The sequence below is a fragment of the Cohnella thailandensis genome (genome assembly GCF_014212135.1).
Lineage (GTDB): Bacteria > Bacillota > Bacilli > Paenibacillales > Paenibacillaceae > Cohnella > Cohnella thailandensis.
The window spans coordinates 386759-410562 of the sequence record NZ_JACJVQ010000005.1 but is presented as its reverse complement, the minus strand read 5'-3'; the positions used below and the strand labels follow the sequence as shown (position 1 = coordinate 410562).

At 58.9% G+C, this 23804-nt stretch carries 20 protein-coding genes; 1 reads left to right on the top strand and 19 read right to left on the bottom strand.

The features are described 5' to 3' along the window. Positions 1–297: 297 nt before the first annotated feature. The 19 genes from H7B67_RS06730 to H7B67_RS06640 all read right to left on the bottom strand — a co-directional run bounded on the left by H7B67_RS06730 (position 298) and on the right by H7B67_RS06640 (position 23115). Positions 298–4296: a DUF5695 domain-containing protein gene (locus H7B67_RS06730; RefSeq protein WP_185119248.1), complete on the bottom strand. Its 3999-nt coding sequence runs from the start codon at positions 4294–4296 to the stop codon at positions 298–300. 579 nt (positions 4297–4875) lie between these two features. Further along, positions 4876–5910 carry a Gfo/Idh/MocA family protein gene (locus H7B67_RS06725; RefSeq protein WP_185119016.1) on the bottom strand — a complete coding sequence of 345 codons (1035 nt, stop codon included), beginning with the start codon at positions 5908–5910 and terminating at the stop codon, positions 4876–4878. Positions 5911–5961: 51 nt separating this feature from the next. Next, positions 5962–6786, bottom strand: coding sequence for a carbohydrate ABC transporter permease (locus H7B67_RS06720; protein WP_185119015.1), 825 nt, complete (start codon positions 6784–6786; stop codon positions 5962–5964). Next, complete coding sequence (locus H7B67_RS06715) at positions 6783–7667, bottom strand: carbohydrate ABC transporter permease (RefSeq protein ID WP_185119014.1); 885 nt, start codon at positions 7665–7667, stop codon at positions 6783–6785. The genes H7B67_RS06720 and H7B67_RS06715 overlap by 4 nt, the downstream gene beginning before the upstream one ends. Positions 7668–7828: 161 nt before the next feature. Then, on the bottom strand, positions 7829–9238 hold the full coding sequence (locus tag H7B67_RS06710; RefSeq protein WP_185119013.1) for an ABC transporter substrate-binding protein: 1410 nt from the start codon (positions 9236–9238) through the stop codon (positions 7829–7831). A 246-nt stretch (positions 9239–9484) separates the two neighbouring features. After that, positions 9485–10528, bottom strand: coding sequence for a response regulator transcription factor (locus H7B67_RS06705; protein WP_185119012.1), 1044 nt, complete (start codon positions 10526–10528; stop codon positions 9485–9487). Further along, positions 10509–12275 carry a cache domain-containing sensor histidine kinase gene (locus tag H7B67_RS06700; protein ID WP_185119011.1) on the bottom strand — a complete coding sequence of 589 codons (1767 nt, stop codon included), beginning with the start codon at positions 12273–12275 and terminating at the stop codon, positions 10509–10511. The genes H7B67_RS06705 and H7B67_RS06700 overlap by 20 nt, the downstream gene beginning before the upstream one ends. Before the next feature lie 340 nt (positions 12276–12615). Continuing rightward, positions 12616–13077: a cupin domain-containing protein gene (locus tag H7B67_RS06695; RefSeq protein ID WP_185119010.1), complete on the bottom strand. Its 462-nt coding sequence runs from the start codon at positions 13075–13077 to the stop codon at positions 12616–12618. 138 nt (positions 13078–13215) lie between these two features. Beyond that, positions 13216–14541 (bottom strand): LLM class flavin-dependent oxidoreductase, encoded by a 1326-nt coding sequence (locus H7B67_RS06690; RefSeq protein WP_185119009.1) that lies wholly within the window; start codon positions 14539–14541, stop codon positions 13216–13218. Between the two features lie 19 nt (positions 14542–14560). Further along, positions 14561–15085, bottom strand: a complete 525-nt coding sequence (locus H7B67_RS06685) for a GNAT family N-acetyltransferase (protein WP_185119008.1) — start codon at positions 15083–15085, stop codon at positions 14561–14563. Between the two features lie 24 nt (positions 15086–15109). Beyond that, positions 15110–15604: a DinB family protein gene (locus tag H7B67_RS06680; RefSeq protein ID WP_185119007.1), complete on the bottom strand. Its 495-nt coding sequence runs from the start codon at positions 15602–15604 to the stop codon at positions 15110–15112. 55 nt (positions 15605–15659) lie between these two features. Then, on the bottom strand, positions 15660–16829 hold the full coding sequence (locus H7B67_RS06675) for an amidohydrolase (RefSeq protein WP_185119006.1): 1170 nt from the start codon (positions 16827–16829) through the stop codon (positions 15660–15662). Positions 16830–16844: 15 nt separating this feature from the next. Further along, entirely contained in the window at positions 16845–17858 is a 1014-nt protein-coding gene (locus tag H7B67_RS06670; RefSeq protein WP_185119005.1) for an LLM class flavin-dependent oxidoreductase, read from the bottom strand. A 65-nt stretch (positions 17859–17923) separates the two neighbouring features. After that, the gene (locus tag H7B67_RS06665) at positions 17924–18676 is read right to left on the bottom strand and encodes an amino acid ABC transporter ATP-binding protein (protein WP_185119004.1); all 753 of its coding nucleotides are present in this window, start codon (positions 18674–18676) and stop codon (positions 17924–17926) included. Further along, a complete protein-coding gene (locus H7B67_RS06660; protein ID WP_185119003.1) occupies positions 18673–19383 on the bottom strand; it encodes an amino acid ABC transporter permease in 711 nt (236 codons plus the stop codon). Before H7B67_RS06660 ends, H7B67_RS06665 begins: the two co-directional genes overlap by 4 nt. Next, a complete protein-coding gene (locus tag H7B67_RS06655; RefSeq protein WP_185119002.1) occupies positions 19380–20171 on the bottom strand; it encodes an amino acid ABC transporter permease in 792 nt (263 codons plus the stop codon). Before H7B67_RS06655 ends, H7B67_RS06660 begins: the two co-directional genes overlap by 4 nt. A gap of 30 nt (positions 20172–20201) precedes the next feature. Further along, the gene (locus H7B67_RS06650; protein WP_185119001.1) at positions 20202–21116 is read right to left on the bottom strand and encodes a transporter substrate-binding domain-containing protein; all 915 of its coding nucleotides are present in this window, start codon (positions 21114–21116) and stop codon (positions 20202–20204) included. A 157-nt stretch (positions 21117–21273) separates the two neighbouring features. Beyond that, complete coding sequence (locus tag H7B67_RS06645) at positions 21274–22155, bottom strand: LysR substrate-binding domain-containing protein (RefSeq protein ID WP_185119000.1); 882 nt, start codon at positions 22153–22155, stop codon at positions 21274–21276. Between the two features lie 168 nt (positions 22156–22323). Then, entirely contained in the window at positions 22324–23115 is a 792-nt protein-coding gene (locus H7B67_RS06640) for a lipase family protein (protein WP_185118999.1), read from the bottom strand. A gap of 265 nt (positions 23116–23380) precedes the next feature. On the opposite strand from H7B67_RS06640, the gene H7B67_RS06635 reads away from it, so the two are divergent. Beyond that, on the top strand, positions 23381–23797 hold the full coding sequence (locus tag H7B67_RS06635) for a VOC family protein (RefSeq protein WP_185118998.1): 417 nt from the start codon (positions 23381–23383) through the stop codon (positions 23795–23797). Positions 23798–23804: the final 7 nt, after the last annotated feature.

Sequence of the window (23804 nt, the reverse complement as noted above, 5' to 3'; positions counted from 1 at the left end):
CTCCAGCATTCTCGCCAATGTAGTGCACCCAGTGCACCTCTTTAGGTCGTTCTCCCGCATTCTCGCCGATGTAGTGCACCCAGCGCACCACTCTAGCTCGTTCCCCCGCATTCTCGCCAATGTAGTGCACCCAGTGCACCACTTTAATTCGTTATCCCACTTCTGCGAATAAAAGCCGCTCCCCGATTGGCGGAACGCGCCAACCGGAAAGCGGCCGACTTCTTTACTGCCCTAGCCGTGCTTGCTGCCCTTACTTCCCCTGATATCTAGTTCCCGCACCTCCCGACCTTACATGCTTTACATCCCGTACACCTTCCACTTTTCGATTCCGGTGGAGGTCGTTGCTTTCGCCGTGATGTTGAGCCTTATCTTGTTGGTCGACACCGGATCGAACGTCGTCACGTTGTACTGGTTGCCAAGCACCCCTAGCCCCGAGGGGTTGGCCACGTTCACCCACGCGGTTCCGTTCCAATACTGAATCGAACAGGAGGCCGGCAAGTCGATGCCCGAGTCGTCGTCGAACCAATAGACCTCGACCTTCGAGATCGTGTAGTTCTGGCTGAAGTCGTATTGAACCCATTGTGTTGTCCCCGGATTGTTCCAGTTGCCGTAGACCGGATGGCCGCGATCGTTCGAGCTGGTCGGTTCATACGTATCGTTGAGACCCGCCAAGCTCTCCCAGGAGGAGACGAAGGAAGTCGTCGCCGTGCCGAGCGGAGCGATGTCGGCCGCGGTGCCCGCCGAGACGAGCGCCGAGATCTCCGCGGCGCTGAGCGCCCGGCTGTAGATGACGAAGTCGTCGATCGAGCCGTTGAAGTAGGGATCGCCGGAGAACGCGGAGCGCCCGATCCAATTCTGCGTCGTGTTGCCGAGGCTTGACGGATTCAGCGTCATGCCCGTGTTCGTCGCCGCTTGAACTCCGTCGACGTACAACCGGCCGGTCGAGCCGGACAGCGTCACCGCCACGTGCTTCCACACGCCGGTCGGGAACGCGGCCGTCGAGCTGATCCGCTGCTCGCTGCCGTTGCCGCCCGTCGTGATCGCGAAGCGCAAGCCCGCGCCTCCCGGCTGCGGCGACAGGAACATATAAGAGGACGTGCTCGAGCCGATATCGAAGATCCGCGTCCAGTTGCTTAAGGAGTTCGCCTTCACCCAAGCCGCGATCGTCAGCTCCGTCGCCCCGTTCGCGATTCCGTTCGGCATGCTGACATAGCCGTTCGAGCCGTTCAGGCTGACCGCGTTGCCGTTATGGCCGGCCGCCCACGTCGCGCCTCCGTTCAACGCGCCGTTCTTGCCGCCGCCGGACGAATCCGCCGCGCTCGTTCCGCTTGTCTCGTCGAACGAATAGCGGACAAGCACATCCGCAAGAGGCGCGTTCACGGTAATCGTGACCGTATCCGTCGCCTGAAGCGCGGAATCGCTGGCCGTCAGCAGGAATACGTACGTGCCGGGAGCGGTGACGGTCGCCGTCGTGTTCAGCGCGCTTGCGTTCGCGATCGTTGCCGTGCCCGGACCGCTTTGCAGGCTCCAAGTCGTCGTCACCGTGCTGCCGCTAGGCAATCCGTCGTCGCTTGCCGTGCCGGAAAGCGCGATCGAGGCTGGCAGCGTTACCGTCGCGTTGGAGCCGGCATCGACGACTGGCGGACCGTTCACCGCCGCTCCCTGCTGGAGCTTGATGTCGTAAGTCGCCGCCGTGCCGATGCTGAGGCTCACGGTTGTCGTGCCGCCCGTCGCGTTAACGGATCCTGCGACGTTATTGTCGACGAGAATCTGGTACGTTCCGGCAGCAAGGCCCGTGAAGCTCACCTTCGTCGTATGAGCCGTTCCCGGCGTGACGTTCTTCAGGGTGAAATTCACGAAGTTTTTGGCCGCGGCTACCGTCGCGGACGTGTATTTGTCCCGCTCCATCGTCATGTTGAATTTCTGGGTGATCAGGTTCAGCTTCTGGAACACCCCGTCCTTCGGCGTCACTTGATAGTTCCCGCCCGATTGCGTCACGTCACAGCCGTAGCAGTACAAGCCGAAGATCGGGTCGACCGCGACGTCGGAGCTTAGGATCCGGATCGCCCCGAACAAGCCGAGGTCCGCTTCGCCGGACATGCCGCGCCAGCCGTTCTGCAGCGGGCCGCCGCCCAAGCCGAGCGCGTCATAATTGCCCTTCTCCGCCTGGTAGGTCCAGGCCACCGCGCCGATATCGGCCGGATCCGAGCTGATCTGGCCGGAGTTGATCGCCCCGACGTTGGCGATCTTCGCCGCGTAAGACATCCGCTGCTCGACTTCCGGCGTCGTCGAATGGTTCCGGACCCAATCGTCCATCGCGTAGCCTGCAAGCGATACGGTGTATTGGAAATTCCACCAGTTCTCGCCCGTGATCGTGACCGGGTCGGCATAGTAATACCAGACCGGCATATGGCCGCGCGCCGCCCTCGTCTTGGCGTTGATCTTGCTCTTGATCGTAGTGTTGTTGTTCATCTTGGCGAGCGTATAGACGGCTTCTTCCCCGGTGTTGTCATAGTTGTATTCCGAGCCGTAAGGATACGTCGTGTTCGCGAAGTTGTTGTACTTCGTCGCCATCTTGGCGATCACGTCGTTCGCCTGCGCCGTGTATCCTTCGTCCTGAAGCGCCTTGATCAGCTCCGGCGTCGTCGATTCGCCCATCAGCCCCGTGTTCCAGTTGTAGGCGACCGGTCCGTCGTACAACGCTTTGAAAATGTTATAAGCCCGAAGAAGATAGGTCGTGCTCGGGTTCTGATAATTAATCAGGTCCGGATACAGCTTCGAAATCTTATACATGCTGAAGAAAGTATTGTAGATATGAGGATAAGCGTATCCGCGATAGGTAGGCGTCGTGTTGGGAGCCGGCATGAGGAAGTCGTAGATCAGGTAGTCGGAGTGATTGGTCGCCATCAGGTTCTGCCAGATGGCCACCTGCAAGTATTGATCGACCGCCGTAACCTCCGACGCCACCGGCGTCTGCACGTTTTTCTCCGCCAGGAACTGCCCGTGAGTATAGCCCCAGTCGTCTCCCCAGCCCCAATACCCGTTGAAAACGTTGCGCTTCGAGTTCGTGTGCATCATCCAATCGTCGAACACCTTGTCGCGGATGTCTCCGGGGACGTTCCACTGCGTGCTGTTCACCATGAACGTCGAGTGCCGCTGCAGCGCGTCGGCGATCGGCTCGATGGCGTAGAACTGAAGCACCGTCTTCTCTCCGTTGCCGTAATTCACGGTGATGTTGTTCGGTCCCAGGCGGCTCATCGTCAGCGAGTACAGGTGATGCCCCCCGGCCGACGTTCCTAGCGAGGTGATCGTCGTCTCGGACGGGTACTGCGCCGTAACCGAAGTAATCGTCTTCGACGTGCGAAGATCGAACTTGGCTGTCAGGTTCGTCGGCACGATCATGCCGGGAACGACCGTGACGTCGATGAGCCCTTCGCTGTAAAGCCGATCCTTCACCGCATTCTCGTTCGCTACCTTGATGAGCTTGAACGCATAGGTTTTGCTGGCGCCCGGAGCGAGCGTCAGGCTCGTGTTCGGCAGGTAGCCGCGGTTCGTGCTCTTGATGACGTTGGAATGAATGTAGAACACGTTCAGCCCTTCCGGCCAGCCGCCTTGATCGGCGGCCCACTTGCTGCCGGGATGCTCTTCGATTCTCCAGCGATCCTGGTACTCGAAGCCCGCGCCGGTCGACGCGTCGGGAATCATCAACAGATAAGGCCCGATGCCGCTCGGCCGTCCGATCGTAATATAAGAGCCGTTGTTGCCGACGAAGGAATGGGTCAGCACCCGAGTCTCGTAGATCGCGTCTCCTCCCGACCAATATTCGTTGAACGGAAGCGGAAGGCCGAAATCCCCGATCTCGAGCGTTTGCGAGCTCGTGTTCGTCACCTCGATTCCCCAGCGGATGTAATCGTCCACGAGAGAATACGTCTCGACGACCTTGAAGTTCTTGACCCCGTTCGCGTTCGTCGAGTTCTGGTAAGTGATCGTCGCGGTGTTCCCGCTCTGGCTCTGGGTGCGTCCGTCCGACGAGCTCTGGGTGAGCGCGGTCTGCCAGGCTCCCGTACCGAGCCGATACTTGAACATGAGCTCCCCGACCCACTGGTGATCCGCGGTGTTCTGCTGAGGAGCATTCGTCGCGTTCATGACGTAATTCGTCGGGAAAGTATCCCCGACCAGCTGAATCGAGGTAATCTCGCCGTTCGTTCCCGTCTGCACGTTATAAGTGCCGTTGGACAGCGTATACGCCCAAGCGGACTTAGGGACAAGCAAGACGCAGAGAGCGACGGCAACCATGAAGAACGCGATCAGAACAACCCGCTTCGGAATCCGTACGCCGTGAGAAAGCTGACTCATCACTCTTCCTCCTTTTCGACCCGATCGTTGTTCAATATCATTTCTCTCCCCTTCCGTTCGGTCGAATCTCTCTTCTCCCAGCTGCCTCTGCCGGCTCTCCCATCACCTCCCCGCCGTCTCTGAAAATAAAGCGCTTACATATCAAACGAATGCGCGACAACCTCTCAAACTTCTAATTGTACAGAAGTGGCTGTCACCTTTCTTCCTGAGCTTTATTTTATCTAAACGTTTAGATTTTTGATTGCAAAGCTTCTTTCCAGAAATCGATAAAAATTCGGCTTGCTTTGAGTCGACGGGAGCAAATTCTATGTAATAGGGGGTGATTTGCTAAAGTTCGAAGAGAATTGCGGCGTCTTAGGTGGAGGGTAGGTACCGCGATTATTTCGTTGCTCGCGAAATCTAAACGTTTAGTTTTACTACACCACAGTTATACCATGGCGTCCGCCGGGTTGCAAGCGCTTTTTTTGACGTCTTTATGAAGAGAGAGCGGCCTGCTCGGCCGCTCTCTCATTCTCGCATTTAATCGTATTGCACGACGACCGGCTGGCGGGTGCGGGCCGATTCCATGATGGCGAGAATGACCATCGTCGTATTGTAGGCGTCTTCCATCGAGACGAGGAACGGCTCTCCGGCGATAAGCTGATCGACGAAGTGGCGGATACTCTCGTAAGCGAAGCCTTTCGGCTTGCCGTGAATGAAATGCCGTACGAGCAGGTCCGGGCGGTCCGCCTTCGTCTCGGTGAAGCGCTCGAGCATCTGGCTGTGCGTCGGATCGATATTGAACATTCCCTTGGTGCCGGTGATGTTCAGCTTCATATCGTTCACGTTCGGGTTCGTGTTCGGCGTGATCCAACCGTTCTCCATCGTAGCGATGCCGCCCTTGCGGAATTCGAGAATCGTCTGGTAGACGTCGGTCGTGTCGACGCCGAGGTCCTTTAGAACTCCGGCACGCGACACCGAGTACACCCGCTCGACCTCGTCGTCGAACAGCCAGCGGAGAACGTCTACGCTGTGGTAGCCGAGGAACCAGAGGATCGACGAGCGCGCGGCCCACGGCAGCAGATCGGTCGCGACCCACTTGATGTCGTTCAGCCGGTAGTACGCGCTGTACGGCTCTCCAATGTCCCCGTCCAGGATCGATTGCTTCGGAATGGCGAACAGCGGGCTCCAGCGGCTATGCAGGTCGACCATCATCCTCACGCCGTTGCGGTTGACGGCTTCCATGATCTCCAGCGCTTCCTCACGGCTCGTCGTCAGCGGCTTCTCGATGATAAAATGCTTGCCGGCATTGGCGCAATCGACCGCGATTCGGGTATGGGCGAAATCAGGAGTCACGATCGCCACCGCGTCGATATCGGCCGAGCGGAGCATCTCTTGGTGATCGGAATAGACGGCCGATTCGGGAAGATTGAATTTGGCGGCGAGCGCCAGGGCGCGTTCGCGGTTCAGATCGCAGATCGCCGCGAACTCGGCGTTCGGATGATCGTTATAAATAAAGGCATGAGTCTCTCCCCACGTTCCCGCGCCTACGATACCCATTTTGATTTTCGACATGTGGTCCATCGCCTTTCCATGATGTGAAGTTGAACGATTCGATTGAATGGCTTATTTGACTCCGCCGAACGTCAGGCCGCGGATCATGTACTTCTGCACGATCATCGCGAAGATCAGCACCGGAAGGATGGTGACGACCCCGATCGAGGACATCTCGCCCCAAGCGACGCCGGATACGGACAGGAACAGCGTCACGGTCGTCGGCAGCGTGCTCGCCTGGGAGCTCGTCAGGAACAACGCGAAGACGAACTCGTTCCAGGAGTTGATGATACAGAAGATCGCGGTGGCGATCAGGCCCGGAACGGCAAGCGGCAGGATGATCTGAACGAACACCCGGAACCGCGACGCTCCGTCCACGAACGCGGCCTCTTCCAGAGCGACCGGGATTTCCTCGAAGAAGCTTCGCATCATCCAGATCGTGAACGGAATGTTGAACAGCATGTAGGCCACGATCAGCACGATATGCGTGTCGAGCACGCCGATCAAGCTCGCCATGACGAACAGCGGAATGACGGACGCCATCGGCGGCAGCATTCTCAGGCTCAGCACCCAGAAGGCGCGATTCTCTTTCTTCTTGAACTCGAATCTGGCGAAGCCGTAAGCGGCCATCCCTCCGATGAAGATCGACACGATCGTGGTCAGAATCACGACGATGGCGCTGTTCTTCAGGTAGTCGACGGCGTTGCGGTCCTCGAATACCGCCTTGTAATTCTCGAACGTCGGCGAGAAGAACCAGACGCTCGGGTCGTACGTGAGAGCTTTGTCCTTAAGGCTTACGAGAATCATCCAGAACATCGGGAAGATGCACAGGATGCAGACGATCAGCAGCAGGAGACCGGTTCCGATCCCGAGCTTCTTGCTTCCGTAGGCGTTCATCCTCGGTTCTCCACTCCTTTCCGGTAGGCTCGAATGAGGAACCAGCTGATAACCGTGATCAGAACGAGCAGGACGACCGAGACGGCGGCCGAACGGCCGACCCAGCCGGTCTGCGCGAAGCCGAGGCGATAGACGTGCATGCTCAGGAATTCCGTGGAGCTTCCCGGCCCGCCTTGGGTGAGCGAGTACGGAATGTCGAACGTCTTAAGCGAATCGATCGCACGGAAGACAACGGCGAGCAGAATCATCGGAAGCAGCAAGGGCAGCGTGATATAACGGAAAATCTGAGTCCGGTTCGCGCCGTCGATGGCCGCCGCCTCGTAAGGCTCGGACGGAAGCGAGCGCATGCCCGCGTAGATGATGAGGGCGACGAACGGAGTGTTCTGCCAGACGTCTACGAGCACGGTCGAGAGAAAAGCGTTCTCGGCGGACAGCCAGATGACTTTGCCCCCGACGAAGCCCAGCAGGTAGTTGACGACGCCGTTCTCCGCGTTCAGCATCAGCTTCCAGATTTGGCCCGTGATGCTTGGGGTCATGGCGATCGGCACGATCAGGCAGGCGAACGCCAGCGGCTTGAGCTTGAATTCCCTGTCGAGCAGAACCGCGAGCCCGAAGCCGAGCAGCAGCTCGATGACCGTGACGATGATCATGAACCCAAGGCTTATGCGCACGGAATACCAGAACTCCGCGTCTTGCCCGGAGAATAGGCGGACGAAGTTGTCGATCCCGACGAATTTGAAGTCCGGGTAACCGAGCTCATAGTTGGTCAAGCTTAGTCCGTATAGAAAAATCGTAGGAACGAACGTCAGGATTCCGAGAATGAGAAGGGCCGGACCGATGTAAACGAGATGCGGCCGATTGTGGAAATAACGGCGAAGCATAGGTGGTTTCTCTCCTTTCCGGAGCCCGTCCGAACGGCTCCGCGAGCCGTCCGGGCGGTTAAGCTGTTGCTTGTCCAGTCGCTAGTCTAGATGCATGACTTGGTGTCGTTCTCGATGTCGTTCATGGTGTCGTTTTCGATGTCGTCTCTGTTCTTGGCGCGTTACTCTCCGGTGATATCCGCGACTTCCTTCTGCGCCTTCTCGGCCGCTTCCTGAACGCTCATCTGGTCGAACATCGCGGCGCTGACGTAGTAGCCGACGCGGTCGAGAATTTGGCCGAGCTTCGGGCTCGGCGGAATCCAGGAGATTCCTTGCTCGACGAGAACGTTCGCGTCGTTAAGCGCTTCGAGCTGCACCGGGTAAGAGATGTTCGCCGCCGCGAGCTCGGCGTCCTGGTAGACGGACGTCCGGACGGGCACGCCGCCGCCTTGCACGTATTCCTTCGCCTTCTCCTTGCTGTTCATGTAGACGATGAAGGCCCATGCGGCTTCTTGTTTCTTGGAGAGAGAGGAGATCGACATGTTCCAGCCGGCCAGCGCGCTTGCGCGTCCCGCCGGGCCTTCCGGCGTCGGCACGAAGGCGACCTTGTCCGCGACCTGGGAGCCGCTTGGATCGAGAATGCGGTTCGCGAGCGCCGTCGCGTCCAGCCACATCGCGGCTTTGCCGGTCGTGAACGCGGACAGGGCTTCTTCGTGCGTGTAAGAGCTGACGTCCTTCGGAGCGTTCTTGAGCAGGTCGACGTAGAACTGCATCGCCTCGATCGTCTTCGGATCGGTCATCGTCGCCTTGCCCGTCTTCTGGTCGATGAAGCCGCCGCCGAAGTTGTACAGGATGCTCAGCAGGCCGGAAGCCGCGTGCGTGCCGCGTTGGGCCCGCATCGACACGCCGTACAGGCCGTCTTCCTTGCCGTTGAAGAACTTCGCGAGCTCGAGGAACTCGTCCATCGTCTTAGGCGGCTCCTTGCCGTACTTCTCGAACAGATCCTTGCGGTAAGCGATGAACCGGGTTTCGCCGGCCGTCGGAATGCCGTAGGTCACGCCTTCGTACTTGCTGATGCCGTTGCGGTAAGCGGGAACGATGTCCTCGTAGTCGAACCATTCCGGCGTCAGCGTCTTGTCCGCGATCAGGTCGTCGAGCGGCTCGACGATCTTCTTCGCTCCGTATTCGCTCATCCAGAAGCCGTCGACCATCAGCACGTCGTAGGTTCCGGTGCGGCCCGTGAAGTCGAGCAGCTGCTTGTTCTTCAGGTAGCCTTCTTCCATGACCTCCCACTTCACGTGGATGCCGGTCAACTCCTCGAATTCCTTCGTCATTTTCTGGAAGGAGTCCGTCGAAGGATGGCTCGCGAACGCGAGGTTGATCTCGGTTCCGTCGTACTTGCCCTTGATCGTCTGGCCCCACTCGGCAAGCGTGGCGACCGAGCCCGCTCCCGCTCCGGATGCCGAAGCCGTTCCCGATGCGCTCGGGCTCTCGCTTGCGGCGGGAGTCTCGTTGCTCCCTCCGTTCGAACAAGCTGCCAAAGAGGCGGTCAAGACGGATGCGACTGCGATTTGCATGATTTTCTTAGCCAATGTCGTTCTCCCCTTCTCTGGAAAATCGTGTTGCCTTCTGCCCCCGAATTCGCTCGAAACCTGACATGTAAGCCGAGGCACAAGACAAATTCTAGCGGTTGGAAAGGCTTTCAACAATGTACTCTGACACCGGGACTTGTCTTTTCGCAACTAAATACGGCCAAATACGTCCTATCGGACAAAAAAAACAAACCTTGACGTCAAGATTTGTTACATGCAAGTATGCGTTTGCAGAGGCAATGCGCTTCAACTTTTCTCTTTGTATTCCAGCGGAGAGATGCCGTAATGCTTCTTGAACACCTTGGAGAAGTACGGGTAATCGTTAAAGCCGCACTCCTCGGCGACCGCCGATATCTTGACTTCCGGCTGCTCCAGAAGCATCAGCCGCGCCTTCTCCAGCCGCAGCTCGTTCAGGTACTGGGTAATGGGCCTTCCCATGACCTCGCGGAACATCTTGCTCATATAGGCCGGGCTGACGCCGGAACGGTCCGCGAGCGCCTGCAGGTTCAGCTCCTTGTCCCCGTAGCGCGCTTCCATGTGCCGAATGGCGTCGTCCACGACCCTCTTGTTCCTCGGCGATCTTCGATCCGCGACATACGCGATCAACCGTTCCAAATATTGTTCCCAGCCGGCCTGCAGCTCATGAGCGGATGCGGCCAAGCGGCGGCGCTCCGGGGAAGAATCCTGCGGATATTCCTTCAGCACGAGGTACAGCTCGGATCGGAACAGCAGCTCGAAGTGTCCCATGATCCGCTTGAGCTCCGTCCAGGAATATCCTTTCCCCCGGCAGAAGGCGAACCACCGATCGAGCCTTTCGCGCATCTCGGCCCGATTTTCCGCCAGCACGTCCTTCGCCAGCCCGCTCGTCGCGCCCGACATCTCCCTTATCGTGTCGTCGTCCATCCGGGACGTCCACTTGGCCGGGTCCTTCAGCAGCGTCTTGGAGAGCACCTCGTTCAGCCCTTCCTGCGTGATCGGCTTAAGCAGGTAGTCGGCCACCTGGTTGCGCAGCGCCCTCTGGATATAGTGAAAATCCGCGTGGCCGGTCAGAACGATGAGCTCGATCTCGGCATAGGAGCGCCGAATATTCTCGATCAGGTCGAGGCCGTCCATCACCGCCATTTGGATATCCGTAATGATCAGGTCGGGCTTCGCTCGCGCGACGGCTTCCAGCGCCTCCTCGCCGTTCCTCGCTTCCTCGACGGCCGATATCGCGATATGGCTGTTCTCGAGCAGCTTGATGATTCCTTTGCGGATGACGGCTTCGTCTTCAACGATCAGAATTCTCAACGTTCTCCCTCCCCTTGGGCAGCAAAATCCGAACGAGGATACCGCCCGACATCGATTCCTGCATCGACAAACCGTAGGCTCCTCCGTACTTCAAGCGGAGCCGGCTATGGACGTTCGCGAGTCCGATGCCGGCGCGCGAATCCCCGGGCGGCGACTCAAACCGGCGATTGATCTCCTCGATTCTCTCCTCTTCCATCCCTTCCCCGTTATCTTCCACGAAAAGGGCATAAGAGTCGTCGTCCACGTCCTCCGCGTAAATCCGAAGGTAATAATCGCGGCTTCCCTGGAACGCGTATTTGAACGCGTTCTCGACGACGGGCTGAAGCGTCAGCTTCAGGATCGGGTATTCCCCGAACTCGCTCACTCCGTCCATGTCGATCTCGATATCCGGGTAGCGTTCGTGCTGGATATCCAGGTACGTCGCCACGTGCGCCGCCTCCACCTTAAGCTCGACCTCCGCCATCGGGTCGTCGACGGAGTAGCGGAAGAAGTCGGCGAGCGCCTTGCTCATGCGGCTGACGCTCGGAACCTCGTTCAGGATCGCCTGGCAGTTGATCACCTCGAGCGTGTTGTACAGAAAATGAGGATTGATCTGGTTCTGCATCGCATGCAAGGTCGCGTCTCTCTGCTTGACCTCCGCGCTCAGCTTGTCCATCTCCGCCCGGTGCGCCTTCTCGATGGAATCGGTCATCGTGGCGAGCATGCGGTTGAAGCCGTTGCCGAGAACGCCCACCTCGTCGGCGTATTTGCCGTTAAAGCGAACGTCCAGGTCGCCGAGCTCCGCTTGCTTCATGAGCCTGAGCAGCTTCTTGATCGGCCGGACGAGGGACAAGGAGAGGATGACCGAGATAAACAGCGTCATGAGCACGACCAGCACGAGGATGAACGGCTGAATGATCCTGATTTTGCTGACCGTCTCCTCGATGTACGACTTCTTGATATGGGCCTGGATCCGGAAGCCGCTCTGGCTAAGGGTGGAATCCATGCGGATGTCGTCCCGCGAATCGTAAAGCTCGGCCGGAGCCAGCGAGGAATAAACGATCTGACCGGACGCGTTCAGCAGCTCGATGTTCAAATCCCGGGTCACCAATAACCGGAAGGCATCGTTGAACATTTTGCCGTTCAGCCGAATGACGAGGATTCCGTCCTTCCCTTCGGCGTCGTAACGGGCCATCGTCAGGTAGATCGTCGTCATCGAGCGGTCTTGATAGAACAACAGCTCTTGGGTCGGCTGCGACCAGAAGTTGACGCTTCCGGAGAGGAAGTCTTTATACCAGCTCATCTCGCGATAATCCATGTCCGGCACCGGATCGAGCTCCGGGTCGTAGAACAGCGTCTCGGCCCCTCCGGCGCGACGGTCCCGCAGCAGGAAGAAAGCGGATTCCAATTCGCTCGAATACTGCATGCGGTACGCTCCCAGCGTGTTCTCCGCCCAGCTTCGGTCGTCGGCCGCCTCCGCGGAATCGCCCGTCCTTAGCTTCATGAAGCGGCTCTCGTTCCCCGAATACTCGAAGAAATAATGGACGTTGCTGACGATCCGGTACATCTGGTTGTCCAGGTTAAGCGCCGCTTGGTCGATCGAGCGCTGGACCCGGTAAATCTCGTTGTCCGTCAGCACCTTGCGGAAGTATTGCTGGTAGACGAAGGCGATGCTGAACACGCCGATGAAGGAGACGATCGCGATCGAGACGAATATCTTCGTGAAGAACTTCCGGTCCATGACCAGCTTCAGCAGCTTCTCCTTCATCGCAAGCCCCCCTCTACCGGCTGTTCGTTCGTTGATAGACATTATAACCATATTTCGCGGGGGTTGTCTTCGACATTTTTCTTCCGGATTCGACCTTCCGTTGTGCGCGCAAACGAATAAAGGCCCCTCCCGCTATCGGGAGGAGCCTGTCAGCCTGTCGCTACCCAGCCTTACAACGGCATAGATAAAGCCATATACCTTACGTGGGATAACTCGCCGTTTTGCTCGAAGTAGAGATGGAATTTCACGTAATCGCCGACCCGATATCCCCAGTAGGAATCCGTCTTGATATTCGGTTCGCCGAGAATGGCTGCGACCTCTTCGGAGGTAGATCCGTGGCCTACTCTCGGGAATCGATCAGCGTAAAATCATCATAGTGGAACGCCGGGGCCACGATGCAAGTGACGAACACCGGCTCGTCCCCGAGCGGGGTCGCCGTCTGCCAGGCTCCAGCGGGAACGAGCGCCTGCGGACGCTGTCCCTTCTCCAGATCCATGCCCAGCACGAACGTCTCTCCCTTCTCCGGCTCGTCGCCTTTGCCGCCCAATGTCAGCAGAAGCGGACCTCCGGAATGGTACAGCCACAGCTCGTCCGACAGCACCTTGTGCCATGCCGACACCTCGCCCGGATGGAGCAGGAAGTAAACCGAGCTTGCCGACGCCCGCGCCCCGGAATAGGCTGCGCCGAGCACCTCGCGGGGAATCTCGAACGACGACTTCCACATTTCGCGGAACCATCCGCCCTCCACGTGCGGCTGCAGATCAAGCGCCTCGACCAGAGGCGACAACGTTTGGCTTGGCATGCGTTTCTCTCCTTTGGATCTCTCTATTTATCGCTATCTATTATACTGATTTTACGCCGAATGATCCGAATTGGACGAAAAAAAAGCCGGGCCCGTTCCCCGACCTTCGAGGAAAAGCGACGGCTTGAGGCGCGAGCGTCAGCTGCGAACCTTCTCCAGCGTATAGCGGTTCTCCGGGATCGGGAGGCCCAGGTTGCCTCGCAGCGTGTCGGCTTCGTACTCCGTACGGTAGATTCCCCGCTCCTGAAGGATCGGCACGACAAGCTCGACGAAATCGCTAAGCCCGCTCGGAACGTTCGAATGAATGATGAAGCCGTCCGCCGCGCTTTCCTCGTGCCAGAGCTGAATCCGGTCCGCGATCTGCTCCGGCGTCCCGAAGAACTCTCCTCTCGGCGTCGCGCTCTGAAGCGCTACCTGGCGAAGCGTAAGCCCCTTTTCCTTGGCTTGCTTCTTGATCTTGTCCGTTCCGCTGCGGAAGCTGTTGCTGCCGAGATCCCCGATATCCGGGAACGGCTCATCCAGAGGGTATCGCGAGAAGTCGAAGTGATCGAAGAACCGTCCGAGGTAGTTCAGCGCGTTCTCTATCGAGACAAGGCTCGCGATCTCTTGGTACTTACGCTCGGCCTCCTCCTCGGTTCGGCCGATGATCGGGCCGATGCCGGGCAGAATGACGATATCGTCCGGGGAGCGGCCCTCGAGCGCGGCCCGGCGCTTCACGTCCCGGTAGAATGCCTTCGCTTCTTCCAGCGTTTCGGGCCCGGTGAACACGGCGTCCGCTTCCTTCGCGGCGAGATTGCGGCCGCTCTCCGACGAGCCGGCCTGGAAGATAACCGGGTGGCCTTGCTTGGATCGAGCGATATTAAGCGGGCCCTGAACGGAGAAGTGCTTGCCCTTGTGATTCAGCGTATGCAGCTTCGACGGGTCGAAAAAGACGCCGCTTTCCTTATCCCGCACGAAGGCGTCGTCCTCCCACGAGTCCCATAGGCCGCGGGCCACCTTAAGAAACTCCTCGGCGATCTCGTAGCGTTCGTCGTGCGTCGGGTGATTCGCCCGGCCGTAGTTCAGCGCCGAGCCCTCCAGAGGGGAAGTGACGACGTTCCAGCCGGCGCGGCCCCCGCTGATATGATCGAGCGAGCCGAACTGGCGGGCAACCGTGAACGGCTCGCTGTAGGATGTGGACAGCGTGCCGACGACGCCGATCTTCGAGGTGGCGGCCGCAAGCGCCGACAGAATCGTCAGCGGCTCGAAGCGGTTCAGGAAGTGGGGGATCGACTTCTCGTTGATGTACAAGCCGTCCGCGATGAACACGAGATCGAACTTGCCCTCTTCCGCCTTCCGGGCTTGACTCTTGTAGAAGTCGAAATTGACGCTCGCGTCCGTCGGCACCTCCGGATGTCTCCACGCCGAAACGTTGCCTCCGACTCCGTGAATCAAAGCTCCGAACTTCAGTTTTTTTCTCGCCATCGGATCCGTATCCTCCTTTTTAGTGGAACGCCTTCGCCTTCAATTGCAGCTTGTAGCTCTTCACGAGAGTGTCGCCTTGCCGGACGTCCTTGTCATAATCCCGCTCGAAGCCGAGATATTCGTACAGACGGACTGCCGGAGCCATCACGTCCGACGTGTGAAGATGCAGCGTCTCCGCCCCCCATTCGGATGCGCGTCTGGCGCTCTCGCGCAGGATGGCCGTGGCGATGCCCTGTCCCCGGTGGGACGGGGAGACGGCCAGCAGCCGTATGATCGGGCTATGAATGCCAAGCTCCGGATCCCCGTAAGCTTCGGCCGAAGAATCGAAGAGAAGCGCGCTGCCGACGATTTCCCCGTTCAGCTCGGCGACCAGCCTAGCCTTGGGAGCTCCCCCGTCAACCGACGCCAGAATCGATTCCTTGTAAGCCTCCCAGCGATCGGGGATGTCGGAGGCGTACTGCTCGTAAGCCTCGATCAGGATTTTGCGAAGCTCTTCCCTGTCCGCCTCGGCGGCGTCGCGTATGCGAATCTTAGTTTCCGGCATGTCTCCGATCCCTCCATGGTCTCTTTATTGGCTCCGAACGCTGTCCGACGCTTCGGACAAGGCCAGCTTGATCCGGTCGATCTGCCCCAAGTGATGCTGCACGTGCTCGACGAAGGAGCGAACGACTTCGTTCAGTTTAACGGTGTCTCCCTTCGCGTTGACGGCCGTCTTCTGCCCGTCCTCCTCCGACAATCGGCGGAATAGCTGCGCGTTGTAGATCAACAGCGAACGGTAAAAAGTCAAAATCTCGGGAGCCGACGCTTCGTTGCCGTATTGGTTCGCCACCCAAGGATCCTGCTTGAAGGCGGGCAGGCGCTCCGCCGAGCCGGACAGGATCTCGCGGATCCGGAAGGAGACGACGATGTTGTGATCGGCCAGATGGGTGAGCACCTCGGCGATGCTCCATTTGTTCGCGGCTTCCTTCCACTTGAGCTGCTGCGGGGTGAAGTCCGCGATGGCGGCCTGCAGCTGGTCGTGCGTGTTCAAATATCGAGCGATCTCAAGCTCGCTTAGGCTCATATCGGTTACTCCTTTTCGGATGTCGTTAAGAAAGGATCGGTCCGCCTTATGGGCGCTATTCCGGGCTAAGCTTGTCGAGGCCGTCCTGCGCCAATCGGGCGAAGAAGGCGGCCGTGAGAGGAAGCGCCAGTTCGTCGATGTCGAAGGAGGGATGATGCCACTCCCGTGGACCCGAGGTTCCCATGAAGAAGAAGGCTCCGGGCACAGCCCGTCGATAATAGGCGAAGTCTTCTCCCGCGGGGGACGGCGTCGGCACGATCGCATGCAGTCCGACGCTTCGCGCCGATTCCGCCGCGACTTCGGCCCATCGCTTGTCGTTGATCACCGCGGGCGGCCCGTCGATCCACTTGACGGAAGCTTTCACCCCGAAGGCGGCGGCGATGCCCTCCGTCACTTGCTCGAACCGCTCCCTGACCGTGGAACGTACCTCTTCGTCGAACGTACGCAGCGTTCCGTCCAGAAGCGCGTGCTCCGGGATGACGTTCCACGAGGTGCCGCTATGGATTCGCGTCACGCTGATGACGGCGCTCTTGAGCGGGCTGACGTTGCGGCTCACGATCGTCTGCAGCGCCGCGATAAGATGGGCTCCGGCGACGATCGGGTCGACGCCCGCCTCGGGCACCGCCGCATGGCTGCCGACGCCCTCCAGCCGAACGACGAAGCCGTCCGCGGCGGCCATCAGCGGCCCTTCCTTGATGCCGATCGTGCCGACCGGCAGATCCGGCTTGTTGTGCAGGCCGAAGATGGCGCCGACGCCTTCGAGCGCCCCGCTCTCGATCACTTCGAGCGCTCCCTTCGCCTTCTCCTCGGCCGGCTGGAAGATAAGCCTTACGGTTCCGTTCAGCTCGCTCTCCTTCTCCTTCAGGAGGAAAGCGGCCCCGAGCAGGGAAGCCGTATGGTAATCGTGACCGCAGGCATGCATGCGGCCGGGCACTCGCGACGCGAACGGCAGCCCCGTCTCTTCCTGTACCGGAAGCGCATCGATATCGGCTCGCAGAGCGATCGTCGGCCCCGGCCGCTTCCCGCCGATCTCGGCGATAACGCCTGTGCGAAGCGAGTAATCGAGAATGCGGATTTGCTCCTCCGCCAGCCACTCCCGAATCGCGTCGGTCGTGAGAAATTCCTCATGCGACAGCTCGGGATTCGCGTGCAGCTGCCGCCGGATGGCGATCAGCCTTGTCGCAAGCTCCTCGCGCAGGATTTTATCCTTCGTTGCGCCGTTCATAGGGTTTCCCTCCTTCTAAGCCTGCCGGATCGGCGCGAACGCCTCGTGAAGCAGCTCGATCGAACGCTTGCGCAGCCCGAAGTCCTTAATCGGGGTCGTCGCGATGATCTCGTCTATGCCGAGACGGCTTTGGAGCTCGAGCAGCCTTGCGCGGACCGTCTCCTTCGTCCCCTTCGCCACGTCCGCGTCCTTCACATCGATCTCGTAGGACTCGTTCGCTTGGCGGACGAATTCCGCCGCTTGCTCGAGAGTGCCGACCGTCACCGTGCGGCCGCTCTCCAAGCGGATCTTCACGATCTTGAGCTCCTCGGCCAGCTCCGCCGCCTCTTCATCCGTCTCCGCGACAAGCACGGAAGCGGCCAGAAGCACATGAGGCGACGTTCCCTTCGCTGGGTTAAACTTCTCTCGGTACGTCCTGATCGCTTGCTCGGCAACGGCCAGATCGCTGTTGATGAACAGCGCGAACACGTACGGCCGCCCCAGCTCGGCGGCCAGCTCCGCGCTGGCTGCGCTCGCTCCGAGCTGGTACAGCTCCGGCGAAATCGTCGGCTTCGGCGTGACGCGGATGCCGGCAAGCGGATGCTCCTCGGGCAGCGTACCGTACAAGAATTGCTCGAGCTCCTTCAACTTCTCGCCCAGCGAGAGAGGCTCCGTCACGCCGCGCTGAAGCGCCTTCGTGGAATTCGGAAGGCCGCCCGGGGCGCGCCCGATGCCGAGATCGATGCGGCCAGGCGCGAGCGCCGACAGCAGATTGAAGTTCTCGGCGACCTTGTACGGGCTGTAATGCTGAAGCATGACGCCGCCCGAGCCGAGACGGATCCGGCTCGTGTTCGCCGCCAGATGCGAGATCAGCACCTCCGGCGAGGAGCCGGCAAGCTGATCCGAATCGTGGTGCTCGGATACCCAAAAGCGGTGGTAGCCGAGCCGGTCGGCCAGCTTCGCGATCTCGATCGTATTCCGCAGAGCCTGCTCCGCCGTCTCCCCGGGGCCGATCAAGCTCTGATCCAGAATGCTTAGTTTTAAGGTCATTCGCCTTCTCCTCCTCTGATTGAACCTAAATGAAGCCTTTATCCGTCTTGCTGAAGCCTCTCCTATCAAATCGAATAGCTGGCCTCCGGAGTGATTCGCTTCAGGAACTGCTTCGTTCTCTCTTCCTTCGGCCTCGCGAAGATCTCTTTGGGATCGCCTTCCTCGATCACTAAGCCTTCGTCCATGAACACGACGCGGTTCGCCACGTCTCTCGCGAAGCCCATCTCGTGCGTGACGACGATCATCGTGATGCCTTCCTTCGCGATCCGGCGGATGACCTCGAGCACCTCTCCGACCAGCTCCGGGTCCAAGGCCGACGTCGGCTCGTCGAACAGGATCACCTCCGGCTCCAGCGCCAGAGCTCTCGCGATGCCGACCCGCTGCTGCTGTCCTCCGGACAGTTGACTCGGATAAGCGTCGATCTTCGAGCCCAGCCCCACCTTCTCCAGGACGGAGATGCTCTTCGCCCGTGCCTGCTCCTTTGGGATTTTCCTCACGACGACGAGTCCTTCCATCACGTTCTCCAGCGCGGTCTTATGCCGGAACAGGTTGTAATGCTGGAACACCATCGCGGACTTCAGGCGCAGAGCGTGAATCTCTTTCTTGGAAGGATGCTTGCCGTCCGCCTTGAAGTCCCCGATCGCCACCGTCCCTCCGCTCGGCTTCTCCAGGAAGTTGATGCACCTTAGCAGCGTCGTTTTGCCGGAGCCGCTCGGTCCCAGAATCGCGACGACCTCCCCCTTCCCGACCGTCAAATCGATGCCCTTCAGCACTTCGTGGCGGCCGAACGCCTTCGTAATCCGGCTGAGCTGGATCATGCGACCCCTCCTCTGTTGTAAACGTTGATTCGGCGTTCGATTCGCGACGCCAGCTGCTCGATCAGGACGGTAAGCCCCCAGAAAATAAGCGCCGCGGCGAGATAAGCCTCGAAGAACTTCCAATTCGTCGATGCGACGATCTGCGCCTTCGCCATGATCTCGACAACGGATACCGTGAACGCCAGCGTAGAGCCGTGCAGCATTCCGATCAAGCTATTCGACAGATTGGGAAGGCTCGCGGCAAGCGCCTGCGGGAACACGATCCGGCGGAGCGCCTGCGGCGTCGTCATGCCGATCGAATAGGCGGCCTCCAGCTGCCCCCGGTTCACGGCGAGCAGGCCGGAGCGAACGACTTCGGACATATAGGCGCTGGCCGTAATCGTAAAAGCGATAAGCGCGAACGCAAGATAAGGAATCGATACCGACCGGAACGAGGAGCCGAGACTCTCCGAGACCGCGTCGACGATAGCGGGAAGGCCGAAATAAATGAGAAGCAGATGGGTAATCATCGGGGTGCCGCGGATAAAGGTGACGTAGCCGGCCGCGATCTGGCTTAGCACGGGAACCCGGTAGAGGCGCAGAAGCGCGATTCCCGTCCCGATCAGGAACCCGCCGAGCACCGATACGGCGGTGATGAGCAGCGTCGTGGGAATGACGGACAGCAGCTGGACGAAAGCCGTCCAGATAAAAGCGGGATCCAGCTTCATGCCCGACTCCTCCCTTCTTGGGCTCGCGCCGTCTTGGCCAGTAACCCTCGCAGGCTTGGAGCTCGCCTCCATCCGAACCTTTTCCCGGAATCCGTCTCTCTCCGGTCATGCTTCAGCAATCGCCGCTCCAGCAGCAGAAAAACTTTCTCCAACGCGAAGCTGATGACGAAGTAAATGACCGCCAGGGCGATGTACGTCTCGACGAAATGCTGGCTCAGCGTAATAAGCGTCTGCGCCTTGCCCGTCATCTCCATGACTCCGAGCGAGAAGGCGAGCGAAGTATCCTTGAGAGTGGCGATGACCAGATTCGCGAACACCGGAAGCGAAATCGCGAACGCCTGCGGAAGCACGATGCGGACAAAAGCCTGGAAGCCGCTCATCCCGACGGAATAAGCCGCTTCGACTTGGCCTCGGTCCACCGCCGTCACCCCGGCCCGAATCATCTCCGAGAGATAGGCTCCGGCGTGCAGGGAATACGTCAGTACGACGAAGACGAGCACCGGCGTCCGGGTCACGTCCGCGTGAACGAGCTTAAGAAGCTCGGGAAGTCCGTAGTAGATCAGGAACAGCTGAATCAGAATCGGCGTGCCCCGAAAAAACGAAACGTATACTTGCGAGACGCGCTGCAGGATCGGTACCTTGTAAAGCCGGGGAAGGGCGACGAGAAAGCCGAAGCCCAATCCCAGCAATATAGACCAGCCAACGATCGTGAGCGTGAGGCCCAGCGTGGACAGCAGCTTGGGAAAATAATCGAACACGTACGCGATATCGAACTTGGCGCCCGGCATACCCGATCCCCCTCCCCTGAGAGCATTCGTTTACTTGATATCCTGGGTAAAGTCGGCGCCGAGCCATTCCGTGCTCAGCTTGCTCAGCGTTCCGTCCGCTTTGATCTCCTTGATCGCTTCGTCGATCGCGTCGGCCAGCGTTTGCTCCTCCGGATCGTCCTTGCGGAAGACGAACAGGATATCCGCCGCGCTTAGGTGATCTCCGACCGACTTCAGCTTGCCTTCCGGATCGATAAGCGGCAGCGTGAAGTCCGGTCCGATCGTCGCGTCGACTCTTCCCGAAGAAATCTGGGTTACGTAATCCGCCGAGCCGCTGCCCGAATAAACGATTTTGATCGCGTTGTCGTGCTCCTTGTTGTAATTCTCGACGATCTGAGCCTCCGCGCTCGTCGCTCCCACGATAACCTTCTTGCCCTTCAGATCGTCGAGCGTTTGGATCGAATCGTTGTCCTTGGCGACGAGGATCTTGTTCTGCCAGTGAGCGTAAGGCTCCTTGTTGAACAGGTACTTCGCCTCGCGCTCCGGATTCTTCTCCATCTCGTGAGCGATAAAATCGATCTTCTTCGTCTCGAGGCTGAGCAGCAGGTTGGAGAAATCGTACGTTTGCAGCTCGAATTCGTACTCCGGCAATCGGTTGTCGATCTCGCGAACGAGCTCGACGTCGAAGCCGGTCAGCTTGCCGCTCTCGTCGAGAAAGGCGACCTTCGGGAACTGGGTTCCCGTCCCGACGATGATTTTCTTGACTTCCGCCGGAGCCGAGCTCTCGGCGCTTGCGCTAGGGGAAACCTCTGCCGTTCCGCCCGCTGCCGACGAGGACGCCGGCGCCGACTCCGTTGCCGGAGCCTGCGAGGCGCCGGAAGCGTTGTTCGAGCTATTGTTGCCGCACCCGCCCATCACCACGGCTAATCCGATTGCTGCCGTTAATACCGATAAGGACTTTTTCATTTTTGACCCCTCCACCCTCGTTAGCGTGATAACTTATAATTCCTACCTGTTAAGTTAGGATTATGTTGAACCTAATTTATCACCGGGGGCAGGCAGCGTCAATGCGACTCCCAATAGAGAAAATCTATCGATAAATACAACTTTTGAATCGTTCGCGTCAAACTCCCGTACGAGACTTCATCATCGAGGCGAATTCCTGGACGATCTCCGTATGCTCGCCTTGAAACGAGATCAGGCAGGTCTGCATGGAGATGCCCGACGTCTCGGGAAAATCGATCGGGAACAGCTTCCCCTCCGCCACCTCTTGGCTGGCGCAGATGCCCGGCAGGAAGCAGATTCCGGCTTTGCGCAGCACGAGCTTCTTCGCCGTCTCCGAGTTGTCCGTCTGGAATTCGATCCTCGGGGGCCGATTGAGCGATTCGAACACCCGGTGAATCCGCAGCCAGTCGAGCGCCCCGCATTCGAAGAAGACGAGCGGCTCGTCCCCGATCGCTTCGATGCTCAAGTTCTCCTCCCGAAGAAAAGGGTGACCCTCGTACACATGCAGCCGGATCGGGTCGAGCAGCAGCTTGACGGAACGAATCTCCGGATGGTTCACAGGCCGCGAGAAGGCGATGTCCACTTCCTTGTTCAGCACCTTGGCCGCCAGCTCGTCGGTCGTTCCGGTCTGCAGCTTGAACCGGATCTGCGGATATTTCTCCCTCATGGCGGGGAGCAAGCCCGGAATCAGATAGTTGGCGACGGACACCGTGCAGCCGATTCTCAGCTCGTTCGGCAGCTGCTTTTTGTACTGAACATGCTCCTTGCCTTTGCGATAAATTTGAAGGAGCTGCTGCGCGTACGGAAGGAATCGCTTGCCTTCTTCGGTCACCTGCACCTGCTTGCCGATCCGGTCGAACAGACGGCAATTCAGCTCCCGCTCCAGCGATTGAATGCGCGCCGTCACCGAAGGCTGCGACAGAAACAGCGCGTCCGCCGCCTTGTTGAAGCTGCCGTAATGAATCACGTACACGAACGCTTCCATGTTCTCGATGTTCACCCGATCACTTCCTACTTTTCCGATTAAATAACTATGTTATTAGGTTGAATCCATGGTACGCTCGATTAGCTTTATCTGTCAATATCCGGTCTTCGTTTGCAATCGGGTTATCTTGAGCCGTCGCAAAAAAAAACGCCCCGCAAGGGACGGCAAACCATCTATTTGCTTTTATTGCGGACGCGTCGGACAGAAGCCGGGATTGGCCGCGCACAGAGCGGACGTATAAGCGGGATCCTTCTTCGCCAGCTCCCAGAAGTAACTGCCGATCACGTGATTGCCGGACATCGTCCTCTTGCGGAACTCCATCGTATGGACGGTGCGGACGTGCCGATATTCGTAGACCTTGCTGCTTCGCGGCAGCCGGAAAACGATCGGCGGAAGATAGGGGACCGCGTCGAACAGGTTGCTGACCCGATGGGAGTTCGGAACCGCATCCATGAACGCCCGAACGAAGCTTGGATCTCCGGCTCTCGGCGACCCGAACGTGTAGACGGCGCAGGAGCGAAAAGACACGTTCGTCGCGACGTCCAGCGCGCACAGCGTAGCCAGCGCTCCTCCGAGGCTGTGTCCCGTGACGACCAGCCTCTTCTCTTTGCTGAGACGGGCAAGCGCGCTCATTATGCCGGCTCTCGCCGACTTATAGATCTGGGTAAAGCCGCGATGCGTCTGCCCCGCATGGCGGCAATAGGGGTACTTCATCTGGTACGCGATCGCGTCGGACAGCCAATCGGACGTCGAGCTCGTACCGCGGAACGCGATGACGACCTCTTCCTCCGATTCGAGGATGAAGCCGAAAAGCTCGCGATTGCGATTCAGCGACTGGGCGTCGAACGCCGCCACCGCCGCATAAGGAGCAGGAACGATGAAGCTGCCGTCCGGATGATCGTATTGCTTATACGTCTGACCGCACATGCCCGCCAGCAGAATGGCCCTGCGTACGTCGAATCCGTTCGTTCCCATGCCCCTTCCCTCCTCGCCTATATTTTATTAGGCGAAGGGGACGGTTGTGCTTGGCATAATGGCAAGCACAAAAGGAATCTAGCGGTATCGACCGCCTGACGTCTTCGCTAACTCAGTGCTAGCGAATGTAGGGTACGGGGCGCACCACTTTGGCGGATTTGCGCCTCTGCTAGAACTAGACCGATGAATTTCCGAATCAGCCGTCGTCTAATTAAACGAAGACATCAATGACAACCAAATTCATTTAACGATGGGGTGTATGAAAATGGCATTAACGTCCGCATTCACGAGCTTCAACCTGCCTGTAAAAAACGTGGAACAATCAAAAGCGTTCTTCACCGGACTCGGATTCGAGCTCAACCCGCAATTCCCCGATAACGAGACTTCGGTAGCCATCGTGATCGGCGATAACCTGCAGGTCATGCTGATCAATCAAGCATTCTTTAATACGCTCACGGAGAAGGAATCCGTCGATACGAGCAAGTATGCGCAGATGACGATCGCATTGGCCTTCGAGAGCCGGGAAAGGGTCGATGAAATCGTGAATACCGCGGTCTCCTTGGGCGGGAAATTGCACGCTGAACCTGAAGATCATGGGTTCATGTATCATTGGGGCTTCGTGGACTTGGACGGACATCTGTGGGCCATTAACTACATGAACATGGATGCGGCACAAGGTTAAGGCTAAC